General features: G+C 70.3%; 18 protein-coding genes. 7 read left to right on the top strand and 11 right to left on the bottom strand.

What is annotated here, in order from left to right; all coding sequences use genetic code 11:
* The 6 genes from ABZ070_RS29030 to ABZ070_RS29005 form a co-directional block, all read left to right on the top strand.
* Positions 1-279 (top strand): WXG100 family type VII secretion target (locus ABZ070_RS29030; RefSeq protein WP_356638305.1); only part of this gene is annotated, 279 nt, incomplete at its 5' end.
* Positions 279-2,000, top strand: coding sequence for an RNase A-like domain-containing protein (locus ABZ070_RS29025; protein WP_356638304.1), 1,722 nt, complete (start codon positions 279-281; stop codon positions 1,998-2,000). The genes ABZ070_RS29030 and ABZ070_RS29025, both read left to right, overlap by 1 nt.
* Positions 2,001-2,014: 14 nt before the next feature.
* Complete coding sequence (locus tag ABZ070_RS29020) at positions 2,015-2,668, top strand: hypothetical protein (protein ID WP_356638303.1); 654 nt, start codon at positions 2,015-2,017, stop codon at positions 2,666-2,668.
* Positions 2,665-2,979 (top strand): RNase A-like domain-containing protein, encoded by a 315-nt coding sequence (locus ABZ070_RS29015; protein ID WP_356638302.1) that lies wholly within the window; start codon positions 2,665-2,667, stop codon positions 2,977-2,979. Before ABZ070_RS29020 ends, ABZ070_RS29015 begins: the two co-directional genes overlap by 4 nt.
* A 12-nt stretch (positions 2,980-2,991) precedes the next feature.
* Entirely contained in the window at positions 2,992-3,636 is a 645-nt protein-coding gene (locus tag ABZ070_RS29010) for a contact-dependent growth inhibition system immunity protein (protein WP_356638301.1), read from the top strand.
* A gap of 196 nt (positions 3,637-3,832) precedes the next feature.
* A complete protein-coding gene (locus tag ABZ070_RS29005) occupies positions 3,833-4,354 on the top strand; it encodes a hypothetical protein (RefSeq protein WP_356638300.1) in 522 nt (173 codons plus the stop codon).
* 102 nt (positions 4,355-4,456) lie between these two features.
* Here ABZ070_RS29005 and ABZ070_RS29000 read toward each other — a convergent pair whose 3' ends face one another.
* The 7 genes from ABZ070_RS29000 to tsaB form a co-directional block, all read right to left on the bottom strand.
* Positions 4,457-5,092, bottom strand: a complete 636-nt coding sequence (locus ABZ070_RS29000; RefSeq protein ID WP_356638299.1) for a hypothetical protein — start codon at positions 5,090-5,092, stop codon at positions 4,457-4,459.
* 10 nt (positions 5,093-5,102) lie between these two features.
* The gene (locus tag ABZ070_RS28995) at positions 5,103-6,347 is read right to left on the bottom strand and encodes an RNA polymerase sigma factor (RefSeq protein WP_356638298.1); all 1,245 of its coding nucleotides are present in this window, start codon (positions 6,345-6,347) and stop codon (positions 5,103-5,105) included.
* A 51-nt stretch (positions 6,348-6,398) separates the two neighbouring features.
* Positions 6,399-6,755, bottom strand: a complete 357-nt coding sequence (locus tag ABZ070_RS28990) for a YciI family protein (protein WP_356638297.1) — start codon at positions 6,753-6,755, stop codon at positions 6,399-6,401.
* Between the two features lie 108 nt (positions 6,756-6,863).
* Positions 6,864-7,121: a hypothetical protein gene (locus tag ABZ070_RS28985; RefSeq protein WP_356638296.1), complete on the bottom strand. Its 258-nt coding sequence runs from the start codon at positions 7,119-7,121 to the stop codon at positions 6,864-6,866.
* On the bottom strand, positions 7,118-8,230 hold the full coding sequence (gene tsaD / locus ABZ070_RS28980; RefSeq protein ID WP_356638295.1) for a tRNA (adenosine(37)-N6)-threonylcarbamoyltransferase complex transferase subunit TsaD: 1,113 nt from the start codon (positions 8,228-8,230) through the stop codon (positions 7,118-7,120). The genes ABZ070_RS28985 and tsaD overlap by 4 nt, the downstream gene beginning before the upstream one ends.
* Positions 8,230-8,685, bottom strand: coding sequence for a ribosomal protein S18-alanine N-acetyltransferase (gene rimI, locus ABZ070_RS28975; protein WP_356638306.1), 456 nt, complete (start codon positions 8,683-8,685; stop codon positions 8,230-8,232). Before rimI ends, tsaD begins: the two co-directional genes overlap by 1 nt.
* A 98-nt stretch (positions 8,686-8,783) precedes the next feature.
* Positions 8,784-9,437, bottom strand: coding sequence for a tRNA (adenosine(37)-N6)-threonylcarbamoyltransferase complex dimerization subunit type 1 TsaB (gene tsaB, locus ABZ070_RS28970; RefSeq protein WP_356638294.1), 654 nt, complete (start codon positions 9,435-9,437; stop codon positions 8,784-8,786).
* A 152-nt stretch (positions 9,438-9,589) separates the two neighbouring features.
* On the opposite strand from tsaB, the gene ABZ070_RS28965 reads away from it, so the two are divergent.
* Complete coding sequence (locus ABZ070_RS28965) at positions 9,590-10,153, top strand: hypothetical protein (protein ID WP_356638293.1); 564 nt, start codon at positions 9,590-9,592, stop codon at positions 10,151-10,153.
* A gap of 102 nt (positions 10,154-10,255) precedes the next feature.
* On the opposite strand, the gene ABZ070_RS28960 is transcribed toward ABZ070_RS28965, so the two are convergent.
* From ABZ070_RS28960 to alr, 4 genes are all read right to left on the bottom strand, one after another.
* Complete coding sequence (locus tag ABZ070_RS28960; protein ID WP_356638292.1) at positions 10,256-10,456, bottom strand: hypothetical protein; 201 nt, start codon at positions 10,454-10,456, stop codon at positions 10,256-10,258.
* A gap of 260 nt (positions 10,457-10,716) precedes the next feature.
* On the bottom strand, positions 10,717-11,244 hold the full coding sequence (gene tsaE, locus ABZ070_RS28955; RefSeq protein ID WP_356638291.1) for a tRNA (adenosine(37)-N6)-threonylcarbamoyltransferase complex ATPase subunit type 1 TsaE: 528 nt from the start codon (positions 11,242-11,244) through the stop codon (positions 10,717-10,719).
* Entirely contained in the window at positions 11,216-12,457 is a 1,242-nt protein-coding gene (locus ABZ070_RS28950; RefSeq protein WP_356638290.1) for an alpha/beta hydrolase, read from the bottom strand. The genes tsaE and ABZ070_RS28950 overlap by 29 nt, the downstream gene beginning before the upstream one ends.
* 12 nt (positions 12,458-12,469) lie before the next feature.
* Positions 12,470-13,654: an alanine racemase gene (gene alr / locus ABZ070_RS28945; protein WP_356638289.1), complete on the bottom strand. Its 1,185-nt coding sequence runs from the start codon at positions 13,652-13,654 to the stop codon at positions 12,470-12,472.
* Positions 13,655-13,874: the final 220 nt, after the last annotated feature.

Here is a 13,874-nt window from a genome sequence, read left to right as displayed (position 1 = left end):
GTCAGCTTCAGCACACTGCGCGAAGCGGCCGGCGAACTCGAAGACATCCTCAAACAGCTCAACCTGCGCCTGGAAGACCTCTACACCCGCACCGAAAAGGTCGTCCTGACCTGGAAGGGCGACGCCCGCGACGCCTTCGTGGAAGAACTCGACCAGTGGGACAAGCAGATGGCGGACCTCCAGGCCGCACAGGCATGGCTCCACGAAGTGGTCACCACCGGTCACGCCAACTACGCCGAGGCCCACCGCGCGGTCCTGCGAGGCTGGGGAGCCGCCTGATGGGCACGCCACCGCCTCCGCAGAACGGCACCATCGACGTCAAGCCGTCGGACCTGCACCGCGTCTCCGGGGGCTTCGCCGACCAACAGCCGATGTACAACCAGGCAGCCAAGAACCTGCTGACCGACCTGCAGAAGCACCCCGACGCGGGCGGCTACGGCACCGCCGCGCAGGCGTTCGCCTCCGCCTACGTCAAGGTCGGCAACCGCTTCCTGGAAGTCTGGGCGAAGAGTGTCGTCAGCATCGGCGGCGCCGCCGTCGGATTCACGACCACGGCCAACAACTACTCCAAGGCCGAAGCGGCTGCCGACCCGACCGGCAAGAAGAAGCCGGTGGTCCAGCCCCCTCCCCAGGTGATCGACACGGTTCCCTCCTACGGGAGCGTCCCGAATCTGAAGTGGGGCGACGACGACGGCGGAGACGGCTGGCTGCGCAGCATCCTGGAGTGCATTCCCGAGGTCCTTCGCGATGCCTTCCGCCCGGTCCTCAAGCACGCCTTCCGCTGGGGGAAGGTCGCGGATGTCTACCCATACCCCCATCAGCACTACCTCAACGACCTGTCCAAGGCATGGCGGAACATGACGATGTCGCTCTCGGTCACCGAGAGCGCCCTGACCGGGCAGGTCAGCAGCATCACCCAGCAGACAAACAGCGAGTGGCACGATGCGATGCGGCAGTTCTGCAGCTCGCTGTGGGGGACGACGGCCTGGGGCACGTCCACGGCAGGGTACGAGTGGAAGCACGACTCGGCATCGGCGACCACCGGCGCCACCCACCCCGTGATGACCGTGCTCTTCGACACGGCCATGAAGGTCAGCGACCTGCTGTACGAGTTCGCGGAAGCCGCCGTGGACCTCAACGGCAAGGTCTGGGACATCTATATGGAGGCCGTGCGCGAGGCGGTCGGCAAGATCGACCTGAGCGACGGCGTGGACCTCGGCGACGTCAAGGAGGGCGCCAAAGCCGCCGGGCGCTTTCTCAAGGGCCTCGCGAAAGGCGCGGCCGAGCTCAGCGTGGAAATCACCCTGAACATCGACACCGCGGCGATCAACAGGGTGGTCGAGGCGTACAACACGCGGGTGAACGGCCTGGTCCCGAAGCTGAACGCCCTGATGGAGCCGCTGCACGAGGCATTCCGCAGTGCGCCCACCTTCAAGTCGGAGGACGCCCGTGCACAAGCCTTCGGCGCCCGTGCCCTCAACGACTTCAAGCCGCAGCACCACTTCACGGTCCCCGGGGTGGACCCTGACAACATCTACTACCCCATGGACCTGGCGAACCAGGAAGGGCTCTACGGCAGCCATCCCATCGACAAGCACGTCGGTCTGGACGACGACCAGCTCAGGATGCGGCTACGGGACCAGCCCGGTGCTCCGGCCGCATCCTCCTTCCCGGACCTGGCGTCGGCGCAGCGCTTCACCCAGTCGACGCTCCAGAACGACGCGAACGAGAACCGGATCGCGGACTGGATCGACAGCGTGGAGAAGAAGATCCAGAACAACCCGAACTACGATCCGAACAAATCGGAGATCCAGCCACCCCTCTACATGGAATTCCCAGGTCAGACTACCGGCCGCAGTGTCTCGCGTGACGACTATGCTGCGGACGGCATGAATGCCAAGGTCGAGGACAAGAGCTGGGCCCAGGTGCGTCTGATCTACAAAGAAGGCCTGGAGCCGCCCTTCATCGTGCTCACCGCGATGCCGCACAAAGGTCCGTGAGAGAGGTGCACCCCATGCAGCCGTCGCCCGTGTCGCTGCTTTCCGACGGTCCGGCCGTGCGGCTGCTCGACATCGCCGTCGCGGCACAGGAGTCGGGCGGGCAGCTGTCGCTGGACGAAGAGCTTCAGCGCTACATCCGCCTCGTCCGCAACGACTGGATCGCCCACTGGAACTGCTCGGTCCATGCCGCGGCGGGAGTGCTGGAATTCGCCGCGGATTCCGTCGAGCGGGCGGGAGGGCTCGACCCGTTCCCGCCACGGTTCCGGGAAGTGGCCGCACGAGCGGCGGGTGACATGGAGCCCGCCGACTATCTGCGCACGCTGGCCGAACTGGTGCGGATCCTCGATCGCCAAGGCGCACCGGAATACTCGGAACTCCCCATGGGCGGCCAGGAATTCCTGCAGACGTTCCCCTACCTTTTCGGTTTCGACGCCATCCTCATGGACGAGGGTGACAGGCCATTCCCCGAAATCGTCCGGTCGATGCTGACCAACGAGCACCCGTACTGCCATGAGCGTGCGGCCGCCTACGCGGGCGAGGCGCAGCGTGCCCTGTCCCTCTTCCCCGGACCGGACGCACTCAGGCCACGCCTCTCCTGGGCCGACCGCGACCGGCTCCGTGAGCTCATCGACACCGTCAACGATCACATGCAACGAGAGCACTCATGACCGCCGCCGTCACTCAGAACCGCGCCGCCAGCTATCCCGACAGGGAGACTGCCCAGTGGGCGACCCAGCAGGTCGTCACGGCCAATGAGCAGGCCATCCACCGCTGGCTGGCCCAGTCGACCCGTCAGCGGCTGACCATCGAGGCCGCGTGGCCGTCCCGGCCGGAGCCGGTCGGGCGTGTCCTGATCCAGGCGATGATGCTCGCCGGCCGCGAGCCCCTCGATGTGCGGGCCGCCCGGGTGATCCTCAAGCGGGACAAGGCGAGCCCGCACGGCTTCACCGTCCACGCCACCTTCCCGATCTACCTCTAGAGGCAGCACCTCGTGTCTTTGAAGCCGCGCGAACACGACCGCAAGTACGGCGAGCTGGACCACGTCATCCGCGCCTACCTCGGCCGCACCGCCGACGAGGACGAACCCCTGACCGCGTACCTGCGGCACACCTGGCGCACCCGCCCCTGGGCCATCCCGATCGCAGAGGAACAACTGCGCACCTACGCCGACAACCCACCCGGCCGACTCCGGCTGCGCCTCGGCGAGTTCTACCCCGTACCCGACGTCGGGCTGCCGGACTCCCAGATCCAGGCATGGCTGCTCCGCCTCGCCGACCGGCTCAAGGAAAGCGTCGACACCGGCCAGGCCCCACCCCCGGCCACCCCCCGGACACACTGGGAATGGCACGCCCGCTTCCCCGAACTCGCCCAACTCCTTGGCGGCTGGTTCTCCCAGGACATGCCGGACGAATTCGACGACCACGACGCCGCACTCGACGACTACCTGGACACCACCGACTCCGGCCTCATCGCCCAACTGACCGGCGAGATCCACGACCTGCTCACCCTGCCCCTGGACGAATCCGACTACGTGATCGCCGTCGCAGAACTCGGCATGGAAGTCGACTCACCAGCCCCTTACACACCCGGCGCCTGGCTCACCGAACTCGCCAACCGGCTCCGCACACGCGGCTGAAGGCGCTGCTGCGCTGCTCTCCAGGTAGGAGCGCCTGCCTCCCAGCTGCTGATGGGGCAGTCCCTTTAGCGGGGGTGACATCCGCATCGTGCTCTACCAATGAACTACTGTCGCAGGGCGTTGTCAGGTTGGCGGAGAGTGATCATCGACCGCATGGAGGGGGACCGTGCCGATCCCCTAACGCGAAGTGAGCGTCATGCCGGTGGTCACCGAAAATCTGCCCGAGTGCGCCATCCGTTACTTCGACGGACAGAACACTCTTCTTCATTTGGCGCGAAGGACGAACAGGGACTGGATGGCCGATGTGCTGTCCGTGGTGGCGGGCGCGAAAGGAATCGCTCATGCCGGGGTGGAAGCGGCCACGATGTTCGGGACCGTCACCATCGACGACCTGCGCCGCAGTCTCCTGCCCGTGTCCGAGTCCGGCGCCCGTGACCTGCTGAAGCTCCTGGCGGTCGGTTCCTTCTACTGGGGTCCCGAAGAATCGCTCCATCGACCGGACCCGGTCAGGGACAAGTGCGTGCGGGACACACTGCAAGCGGTGGGCAGTGGGGCGGACTTCTTCACCAATCACGGTCACGCCGAGGACGGCTACGAAGCCGATTTCCTCCAAGCCGGGTTCCACTTCAACTCATTGGCGACAACTCTTTACGACATTTGCTTGATCGCGGTCTCTCCCGACTTCCTCCTTGTCGCCTGGCGATTCGAAGATGCGTAGTGCGAGCGATCGGGCAGCGCTGATCACCACCCGTCGCTTTCCGTAGGCCGACAACGCGCCGGGAAAAGGGGCGTCGGGCCTCCTCCGAGGGGCCCGAGCGTGTCAGCGGTGCGCGCCGGCCGAAGGCCTTGGTACCAGCCGGATCGCCCACCGGTAGTGGCTCACCGCCTTCGCGATGCCGATCAGGCCGGTGAGCCAGAGGATCAGGCCGAATCCCATCAGCAGGACGACGCCGGCCAACGTGTCCTCGCCCGGCCTTGCGCCGGCCGGGACGGTGAAGGAGACCCACAGGCCGAGGGCGCACAGCAGGAACGACGGCAGGAACCAGACGAGGCTCAGGGCCGGTGCGCCGTAGCGGGTGTCCCTCGCCGGGTCGCAGGCGAGGGCGCTCCACTGCCGCAGCCGGTCGCGTACTTCCGCGTCGCGGGCGATGCCGAGGCCGATCACGATGCCCGTCGGCACCATGCAGCCGACGCCGATGGCGCCGGTGATCGCGCCGAGGAGGACGTCGGGGAAGCTCGGCGTCTCGGTGAAGAAGCGCAGCGCAGCTCCGAAGAGCCACCATCCCGTCGCGAAGCCAACCGCCGTCAGCCACAGCAGTACCAGTCGCTTCGGGTCGATGCTCAGCCGGTGAAGCTCCGTCATGGCCCGTGCCCGGTCGGCGAGCAGGGCCTCTTCGTCGGGCCAGGCCCGTATTTCGGCAGGCGGGGGCGGGGGAGGAACGGCACGGCTGGGCATGGTGACGAGGCTACCGGGCGGTGTCCGCCGCACGCTCCAGCAGCAGCTCCCGCTCCCTGGCGTTACGGGTCAGGGAGGCGGCCCGTTCGAACTCGGCCCGTGCCTCGTCCGTACGCCCCAGCCGGGCCAGCAGGTCGCCGCGTACGCTCGGCAGCAAGTGGTAGTCCTTCAGCGCCGGTTCGTCGGCGAGCGCGTCGACCAGCGCCAGGCCCGCCTCCGGGCCCTCGGCCATCGAGACGGCGACCGCCCGGTTCAGTTCCACGACCGGGGACGGGGTCAGGGCCGCCAACTGCCCGTACAGTGCGGCGATCATCGGCCAGTCCGTGTCCTCGTAGCGCACCGCCCTCGCGTGGGAGGCGGCGATCGCGGCCTGCAGCGCGTACGGGCCGTAGGGGCCGCCGCCCACCCGGTCCAGCGCCTCGATGCCGCGCCGGATGAGCAGCCGGCTCCACCTGGCCCGGTTCTGGTCCGCGAGCAGCACGGGCTCGCCGGCCGGTCCCGTGCGGGCGGGGATGCGGGACGCCTGAAGTTCCAGGAGGGCGTTCAGGCCGTGCACTTCGGGTTCGTCCGGCATCAGGGCGGCCAGGACCCGGGACAGCCGCAGGGCGTCCTCGCAGAGCGCCGGGCGCACCAGGTCGTCGCCCGCGGTGGCCGAGTAGCCCTCGTTGAAGATCAGGTAGATGACTTCGAGCACCGAGCCGAGTCGCGCGGCCCGGTCGGCGCCGTACGGGACCTCGAAAGGGACGCCCGCCTTCGCCAGCGACCGTTTCGCGCGGACGATGCGCTGCGCGACGGTCGGCTCCGCGGCCAGGAAGGCGCGGGCGATCTCCTCCGTCGTCAGCCCGCCCAGCAGTCTCAGCGTGAGCGCGATGCGGGCGTGGGTGGAGAGCACCGGATGACAGGCGGTGAAGATCAGCCGCAGCAGGTCGTCGTCGATGTCGTCGGGGTCCGACGGTTCGACCGGCGGCCCGACGTCCTCCAGGGCCCGTCCCACCTCGGCCAGCTTGCGGGCGTACGTCTCCTTGCGGCGTACGAGATCGATCGCACGGTGCTTGGCGGTGGCCATGAGCCAGGCTCCCGGCCTGTCCGGGACGCCCGACTCCGGCCACTGCTCCAGCGCGGCGACCAGAGCGTCCTGCGCGAGCTCCTCGGCGATGCCCACATCCCGAACGATGCGGGCCACGCCGGCGATGATCCGCGCGGACTCGATCCTGAACACCGCTTCGACCGCCGCGGTCGTTCCTGCTGCCGTCACGGCCACCCATCAGAGCAGCCGCGGCAGAACAGGGGCAAGCGCGGCAGGCGCTCAGCCCTCTTCGATCTCGCGGACCTCGCAGGTGATCGTCCACCTCTCCGGGTGGATCTCGAGGAAGCGCTTGGCCCACTCCAGGGCCTCGGCCTTGTCCTTGCACTGCGTGATGGAGTAGCCGCCGATGACTTCCTTGGTCTCGGTGAAGGGCCCGTCGGTGTAGGAGATCTTGCCGTCGGACCAGGTCACGCGGGTGCCCTCGGCGGTCGGCCGGAGACCGGCGGTGTCCAGCATGACGCCGGCCTTGGTGATCTCCTCGAGCAGTTTGCCCATCCGCTCGCCGAGCTCCTCGGGGAAGTCGTCCTCGGAGATCTTGTTCTCCTCGATGCGGATCATCGACAGAAAGCGCGGCATGGTGACTCCTCGTCTCGTGAGGACGGGGCCGTTCCCCGCCTCTCACCCCTGCGTCGAACGGGAGGGAACCGGATCGACACACACGCCGGATTTTTTTCGTGGAACTGCTCAGCCGAGCGACTCGAACCGCCAGCGGTGCACGGGGCGGGTGATCAGATCGGCCGCCGGCTCGGGCAGTTCGGGGAGGTCCGCGTCCGTGTTCGGTGCCTCCCACCAGGTGATGACGAGCACCCGGTCCCCTGCCGACCGGAACGTCTCACGGCGCAGGGGCTCGTGCGTCAGTTCCCGGGTGCGGGCCCACTCCAGCAGCTCCGCGCCGCGGTCCTGGACTGCGCGGGCCTCCCACATCAGGGCGACGACGGTCATGAGTAGAGGTTCTCCTTGCTGACCTCGTGCACATGGTCGTGGCCGTGGTGGTGGTCATGGCCGTGCGCGCCCGGAACGTGCGTGTCGGTCACCGGCAGCGAAGAGTCCGCCGACAGCTCCCAGTCGGAGGCCGGCCGGTTGCGGGCGACCATCTCCGCGCCCAGTGCCGCCACCATGGCGCCGTTGTCGGTGCACAGCTTCGGCCGGGGTACGCGCAGCCGGATCCCGGCCCGCTGGCACCGTTCCTCCGCGAGGGCCCGCAGCCGGGAGTTGGCCGCGACACCGCCGCCGATCATCAGGTGGTCGACGCCCTCGTCCTTGCAGGCGCGCACCGCCTTGCGCGTCAGCACGTCGACGACCGCCTCCTGGAAGGAGGCCGCCACGTCCCGCACCGGCACCTCCTCGCCGGCGGCGCGCTTGGCCTCGATCCAGCGGGCCACGGCCGTCTTCAGCCCGGAGAACGAGAAGTCGTACGCCGGGTCCCTCGAACCGCTCAGTCCGCGTGGGAACGCGATCGCCGCCGGGTCGCCCTCCTTCGCCAGCCGGTCGATGACCGGGCCACCGGGGAAGCCGAGGTCGAGGACGCGCGCGATCTTGTCGAAGGCCTCACCGGCCGCGTCGTCGATGGTGGCGCCCATGGGCCGCACGTCGGCGGTGATGTCGGGTGCGAGCAGCAAAGAGGAGTGGCCGCCGGAGACGAGCAGCGCCATCGTCGGCTCGGGCAGCGGGCCGTGCTCGAGTTGGTCGACGCAGATGTGGGAGGCGAGGTGGTTGACCCCGTACAGCGGCTTGTTCAGGGCGTACGCGTAGGCCTTCGCCGCCGAGACGCCGACCAGCAGCGCGCCCGCGAGGCCCGGCCCGGCGGTGACCGCGATGCCGTCGAGGTCGCGGGCGCTCACGCCCGCCTCCTTCAGCGCGCGTTCGATGGTCGGCACCATCGCCTCCAGGTGCGCGCGGGAGGCGATCTCGGGCACCACGCCGCCGAAGCGGGCGTGGGTGTCGACACTGGAGGCGATCGCGTCGGCGAGCAGGGTCGTACCGCGGACGATGCCGACACCGGTCTCGTCGCAGGAGGTCTCGATGCCGAGTACGAGCGGTTCGTCAGCCATCAGTTGGTCTCTGTTCCTTGTACGGTCAGTCGCATGACGAGGGCGTCGATGTTGCCCGGCTGGTAGTAGCCGCGGCGGAATCCGATGGGCTCGAAGCCGAAGCGCTCGTACAGCTTCTGGGCCCTGACGTTGTCCACACGGACTTCGAGGAGCACCTCGTCGCACTCGAAGGCGGTGGCGTGCTGCAGCAGGTCGGTCAGCAGCCGGGAGCCGAGTCCGGTCCCCCACTGACTGCGGTCGACGGCGATGGTCTGCACGTCGCCGAGTCCGCCGGCCGCCGCCAGCCCCGCGTAGCCGACGACCTTCCCGTCGGCCTCTGCGACCACATAGCGGCGGGTGGCCTGCGGGCCCCGGGAGTGCGCGAGTTCCGACCAGAACATGCCAGGAGACCAGGCGTCCTCGGGAAACAGTTCGTGCTCGAGCTCCAGCACCGGCTCCAGGTCCCACCAGCGCATCTCACGCAATTCAGGAGGCCCGCCGCGCAGCGGCGTCGATGAGGTGCGGTGGCCGGCGGGGGCACCTCCCAGGCGAAGCTCCGGGGGAGGGTGGGCGCTCACTTGGGAGTGACCACCTTGTAGTTCTTGGGCACCTGGGCGTCGGGGCGGCGCAGATACAGCGGCTGCGGCGCGAGGAACTCCTCGCCCGCGGCCAGCTTCTCCGCGGCCAGCGCGGCGAGCGCGCCGGCGCTGACGTGCTCGGGGCCTCGGGTGTCGGGGAACGCCTGCGGGTACAGCACCGCGCCGGCCCCGACCGCCGGCAGGCCCGCGACCTGCTCGGCGATGTCGTCGGGGCGGTCGACGGACGCATCGGTCAGGCGCGTACGGGCGTCCGCGTACCGCGCCCAGTAGACCTCCTTGCGGCGAGCGTCTGTCGCCACGACGAAGGGCTCGTCGAGCCCCGCGGCGTAGGCGAGTCCGTCCAGCGTGCACACGCCGTGGACGGGGACGCCGAGCGCCGACGCGAAGGTCGCGGCAGTGACCAGGCCGACTCTCAGGCCCGTGTACGGCCCCGGGCCCACGCCGACGACGATGCCGGTGACGGCGTCGAGCTTCGCACCGGCCTCGGTGAGCACGCGGTCGACGGCGGGCAGCAGCAGTTCCCCGTGACGGCGCGCGTCCACGCGGCTGGACTCGGCGACGACGGACGAGCCGTCGTGCAGGGCTGCCGTGACGGCGGGGGTTGCGGTATCCATGGCGAGCAAGAGCACGCAAACAGCCTACGGCTCCGGCGACGGCGCCACGGCAGCCCCGTCGAACGAAGCGGCGGTGCTACCGTCACCCCGAACAGGCTGACTGCCCGTGTTCGACAGCGATCACAGGCGATCACAGACAGTCGCAGGCGTCCGAGAGGGTGGGCAGGGTGGCACGGAGCAGCTCGGGACTCGTGGCCGGGCTCACGGCGGCGGCGTTGGCCGTCGTCGGTTTCCTCGCCTACCAGGCGTCGGCGAACGTCCCCGAAAACCTCGACCCCGCGAAGCGGCCGAGCGCCGCACCGTCGGCGGCTGCCCCCGGCGCCACCGCCTCGGCCAAGCCGAAGGACCCGCTTGCGGTCCCCGCGGACTCGGGCACCGGCGTACGCGTCGTATACGCGCTCGGTGACCGGCGGGTGTGGCTGGTGAACGCGAACGAGAAGGTGCAGCGCACCTTCCGGGTCATGCCGTCCACGGTCAGCCCGGAGCCGGGTTCCTACACGGTGACCTCGCGGTCGGGCAGTGTGTCCGGCTCCGACGGGGTGCCGATCGAGCACGTGGTGCGGTTCGCGACCGTCGACGAAGTGCCCATCGGCTTCAGTGCGGCGGTGGACGGCTCCATGGCCAGCCCGGACCCGGCAAAGAAGACGGGCGGCGTGCGGATGAAGCGGGCTGACGGGGACGCGGTGTGGGTGTTCGCGACGGTCGGCTCGAAGGTGGTCGTGGTCCCGTAGGGCACGCCGGTACAGGCGCCCTGCTGTCCCTGCACGTTCCTACCCGTACGGGTGCCTGCGTACGAGCGCGTGCGAACGAACCAGGCCGCTCGGGCCGCCTCCTCAGGCGGCGTCGCGGTGCTGCCTGGGCCGTGGAGTCTCACGGGACGCGCGGGGCGCTTGCCGGGGCGGGGTGGACACCGCGCTCGCCGCGGCGCAGGACGCCAGCAGCTCCCGCATCGACAGGGCCGCCGGCTGCGGCGCCGCCACGGCGGGCTCGGACGACTGCTGACTGGACTGTGCTTCGCGCTCCGATGCCGACATGGACGCCTCCTGGGGCTCCGGGGGCAGGCGAGGTTAGGTAGACCTAACCAGGTCTCGGTACCATGTCATCACGCGGGGCGCGACCGGCGCAACATTTTCCCGACGTCTTGTCGGAACGTACGGCGTTTCTCCCCCGTCCCGCCCATCACCGCGCCCGGGGCGGCCGACCGGACCCGGTCCGGTGATCGAGGCGCGGGGTCCGCGACAGAGTCCTGCGACGTCCTGCGACGCGGCCGGCCCCGAGACCGCAGGACCCGGGGCTACGCTCCCGCCACCGCCACGTCCACGTCCGCCCACCGCACCCCGTACCCGGCGAGGGTCACCGTACGGCGGTCGTCGTCGGTGTCGCCGGCCACGCGGTCGATGACCACGTGCAGACGGTCCTCCGAGAGGTCCTCGACCTTGCCGTCGCCCCACTCCACGACCACCACCGACTCCGGCAGCGACACATCGAGGTCGAGGTCCTCCATCTCGTCGAGCCCACCGCCCAGCCGGTACGCGTCCACGTGCACCAGTGCCGGACCGCCCGTGAGGGACGGGTGGACGCGGGCGATGACGAACGTCGGGGACGTGACGGCGCCGCGCACGCCGAGGCCCTCCCCCAGGCCGCGGGTCAGCGTCGTCTTGCCGGCGCCGAGTTCCCCCGTGAGCATCACCAGATCACCGGGGCGCAGCAGTTTCGCGAGGCTGCGCCCCAGGTTCTGCATCTCCTCGGGGGAGTCGACCGAGAGACGGACCAGGACGCGGGAGGCGGCGGTCTCAGCCGCCGGGCTGTGCGGTGCTTCCATACCGACCAACGGTAGCGGCTGGCGGTACCGCGCCGGCCCGGACGAGGAGGTCCGCCAGCCGGTCGGTGACGGCCTCCGGGTGCTCGAGCATCACGAGGTGGCCGGCGTCCGGCACGATGACCAGCTCGGCCGCCGGCTCCGCCTCCCGCAGCAGATCGGCGATCGCCTCGCTGTGCGCACTCGGCGTCACGAGGTCCTTGTCCCCCGCGAGGACGAGCACCGGCAGCCCCTGGAAGACGGCGAGCGCCTCGGTCTTGTCGTGCTCGGCGAACGCCGGATAGAACTCGGCGACCACGTCGATCGGCGTCGACTCGATCATCCGCTCGGCGAACCGCGCGACCGCCGGGTCCACGTCCTTCGAGGAGAACGAGTACCGCTTGATCAGCCCGGCGAACAGGTCCGCCGTGGCCCGCCGGCCCCGTTCGACCAGTTCGGCCTGGGATCCCAGCGCCCTCAGCACACCCGGCAGGACGCGCCGTACCGCGTTCACACCGGCCACCGGCAGCCCGTAGCTGACCTCACCCAGCTTCCCGGACGACGTGCCGACGAAAGCCGCCGCCACCACACGTTCCCGCACCAGCTCCGGGTAGTGGGCGGCGAGCGCCATCATCGTCATGCCGCCCATGGAGTGGCCGACCAGCACGAGCGGCCCGTCGGGGGCTGCCGCGTCGATGACCGCCTTCAGGTCGCGGCCCAACTGGTCGATGGAGACCGGCGCGCCGCCCGCGGCGGCCGCGGCACTGCGGCCGGACCGGCCGTGGCTGCGCTGGTCCCAGTGGACGGTCCGCACCAGGCCGCGCAGCGCCGCCCGCTGGAAGTGCCACGAGTCCTGGTTGAGGCAGTAGCCATGACTGAAGACGACGGTCACGGGAGCGGGGGCCTTGCGCCCGAACAGCCTGCGCCGGCGGGGCGCGGCAACGTCCGGGTCGGTCTCGTCCACCTCGTAGTAGAGCGTCGTGCCGTCGTCGGCCGGTGCCTTGCCCGGGGCACCGCGCAGGGCACCGTACGGCCCTGACGCGTCGAGCGCCAGCCGTGCCTTCTTCCGCATACCGCGGCCGACGGTGAGCCGCTCGAGCGCCACGCCCGCGGCGGCGCCCGCCGCGACCACGCCTATCGCCGCGCCGGCGATGCCCGCGCGGCGCCAGTTGCCCGTAGCCTCGGCCACGACCACCGCGGCAGCTTCGGCCACGTCCCCCGTGCTGGTCTCGCTCACCGTGCCGCTCTCCTACTCGTGGAAGTCGTCGGGGTCCTGGCCCTCGTTCACATAGACGCGTGGAACGCGGCTTCCGATGCGCGTGACGATCTCGTACGCGATGGTGCCGGCCGCCTGGGCCCAGTCCTCCGCGCTCGGCTCGCCCCGGTCGCCGGGACCGAACAGCACCGCTTCCGTGCCCTCGGGAACCGTCTGCCCGCCGAGATCCACGACGAACTGGTCCATCGCGACCCGCCCGGCCACCCGCCGCCACTCACCCGCGACCAGGACGGGCCCGGTACCCGAGGCATGACGTGGGATGCCGTCCGCGTATCCGACGGGGATGAGCCCGAGGGTCGTCTCGTCGGCCGTGACGTAGTGATGGCCGTAGCTGACTCCGTGCCCCTCGGGAACGTGCTTGACGAGGGCCACGGACGCGGCGAGCGTCATCACCGGACGCAGCCCGAAGTCGGCGGGGGTGCCCAGCTCGGGGCTGGGCGAGATGCCGTACATCGCGATGCCGGTCCGCACGAGGTCGAAGTGCGCTTCGGGGATCGTGAGGGTCGCCGGGGAGTTGGCCATGTGGCGTACTTCCGGCTCGATGCCCGCCTTCTCGGCGTGGTCGAGCATGTCGCGGAAGACGGCCAGCTGCGCGGCGATCGAGGGATGCCCGGGCTCGTCGGCGCACGCGAAGTGGGACCACAGGCCGGTGACGTCGACGAGGCCGTCGTCCTCCGCCGCGCGGGCGGCCGCGACCAGCTCCGGCCAGTCGGCGGGCTGGCAGCCGTTGCGGCCGAGTCCGGTGTCGGCCTTGAGCTGGATCCGGGCGGGGCGGCCCACTGCCCTGGCCGCGGCGGTTACTTCCTCGAGAGCCCACAGGCCGCTCACCGCCATGTCGAGGTCCGCCTCGATGCCCTCGCGCCACGGGCCGCCGGGGGTCCACAGCCAGCACAGGATCCGGCCTTCGACACCGGCGTCGCGGAGCGTGAGCGCCTCGTGGGGGGTGGCGGTGCCCAGCCAGGTGGCTCCGGCCGCACGAGCCGCGCGGGCGCAGGGCAGCATGCCGTGGCCGTACGCGTCCGACTTCACCACGGCCATCAGCTCGGCGTGCGGCGCGCGGGCGCGCAGGGTCCGCACGTTGGCGCGCAGGGCTGCGAGGTCGATCTCGGCACGGGCGCGCAGTGGTGCGGTTCGGCTGCTCGGTGCTGTGTGACTCATCGCGCCCAGTGTCTCAGAGCCGTACGGCCGGATTCGTACACCGGGCGGTCGCGTGCGTCACGGCGCGGGGCGGCGTGGGGCCCGGCCCGACACGGTATGACCCCGGTTCCCCTTCGTCATGTCCCGTGGGGCACGCCGCCCGGACGTCACACCGCCCGGACGTCGCGCCACGCGGCCGGGAGCGCCTCTGCCACCTCGAGCGCCGTGATCGGCGCGCCCT

This window comes from Streptomyces sp. NPDC006283, from assembly GCF_040613325.1.
GTDB lineage: Bacteria > Actinomycetota > Actinomycetes > Streptomycetales > Streptomycetaceae > Streptomyces.
Note: the sequence above shows the minus strand (reverse complement) of the source record. Positions and strands in the feature narration are given on the sequence as shown.

What these genes read in the sequence shown, in the direction of transcription:
- ABZ070_RS29025 (WP_356638304.1), top strand. Translation starts at nt 279, where the DNA reads ATGGGCACGCCACCGCCTCCGCAGAACGGCACCATCGACGTCAAGCCG.
- alr (WP_356638289.1), bottom strand. Translation starts at nt 13,654, where the DNA reads ATGAGTCACACAGCACCGAGCAGCCGAACCGCACCACTGCGCGCCCGT.
- ABZ070_RS29020 (WP_356638303.1), top strand. Translation starts at nt 2,015, where the DNA reads ATGCAGCCGTCGCCCGTGTCGCTGCTTTCCGACGGTCCGGCCGTGCGG.
- ABZ070_RS28990 (WP_356638297.1), bottom strand. Translation starts at nt 6,755, where the DNA reads ATGCCGCGCTTTCTGTCGATGATCCGCATCGAGGAGAACAAGATCTCC.
- ABZ070_RS28960 (WP_356638292.1), bottom strand. Translation starts at nt 10,456, where the DNA reads ATGTCGGCATCGGAGCGCGAAGCACAGTCCAGTCAGCAGTCGTCCGAG.
- tsaE (WP_356638291.1), bottom strand. Translation starts at nt 11,244, where the DNA reads ATGGAAGCACCGCACAGCCCGGCGGCTGAGACCGCCGCCTCCCGCGTC.
- rimI (WP_356638306.1), bottom strand. Translation starts at nt 8,685, where the DNA reads ATGCGCTGGTGGGACCTGGAGCCGGTGCTGGAGCTCGAGCACGAACTG.
- ABZ070_RS28985 (WP_356638296.1), bottom strand. Translation starts at nt 7,121, where the DNA reads ATGACCGTCGTCGCCCTGATGTGGGAGGCCCGCGCAGTCCAGGACCGC.
- ABZ070_RS29015 (WP_356638302.1), top strand. Translation starts at nt 2,665, where the DNA reads ATGACCGCCGCCGTCACTCAGAACCGCGCCGCCAGCTATCCCGACAGG.
- tsaD (WP_356638295.1), bottom strand. Translation starts at nt 8,230, where the DNA reads ATGGCTGACGAACCGCTCGTACTCGGCATCGAGACCTCCTGCGACGAG.
- ABZ070_RS29000 (WP_356638299.1), bottom strand. Translation starts at nt 5,092, where the DNA reads ATGCCCAGCCGTGCCGTTCCTCCCCCGCCCCCGCCTGCCGAAATACGG.
- ABZ070_RS29005 (WP_356638300.1), top strand. Translation starts at nt 3,833, where the DNA reads ATGCCGGTGGTCACCGAAAATCTGCCCGAGTGCGCCATCCGTTACTTC.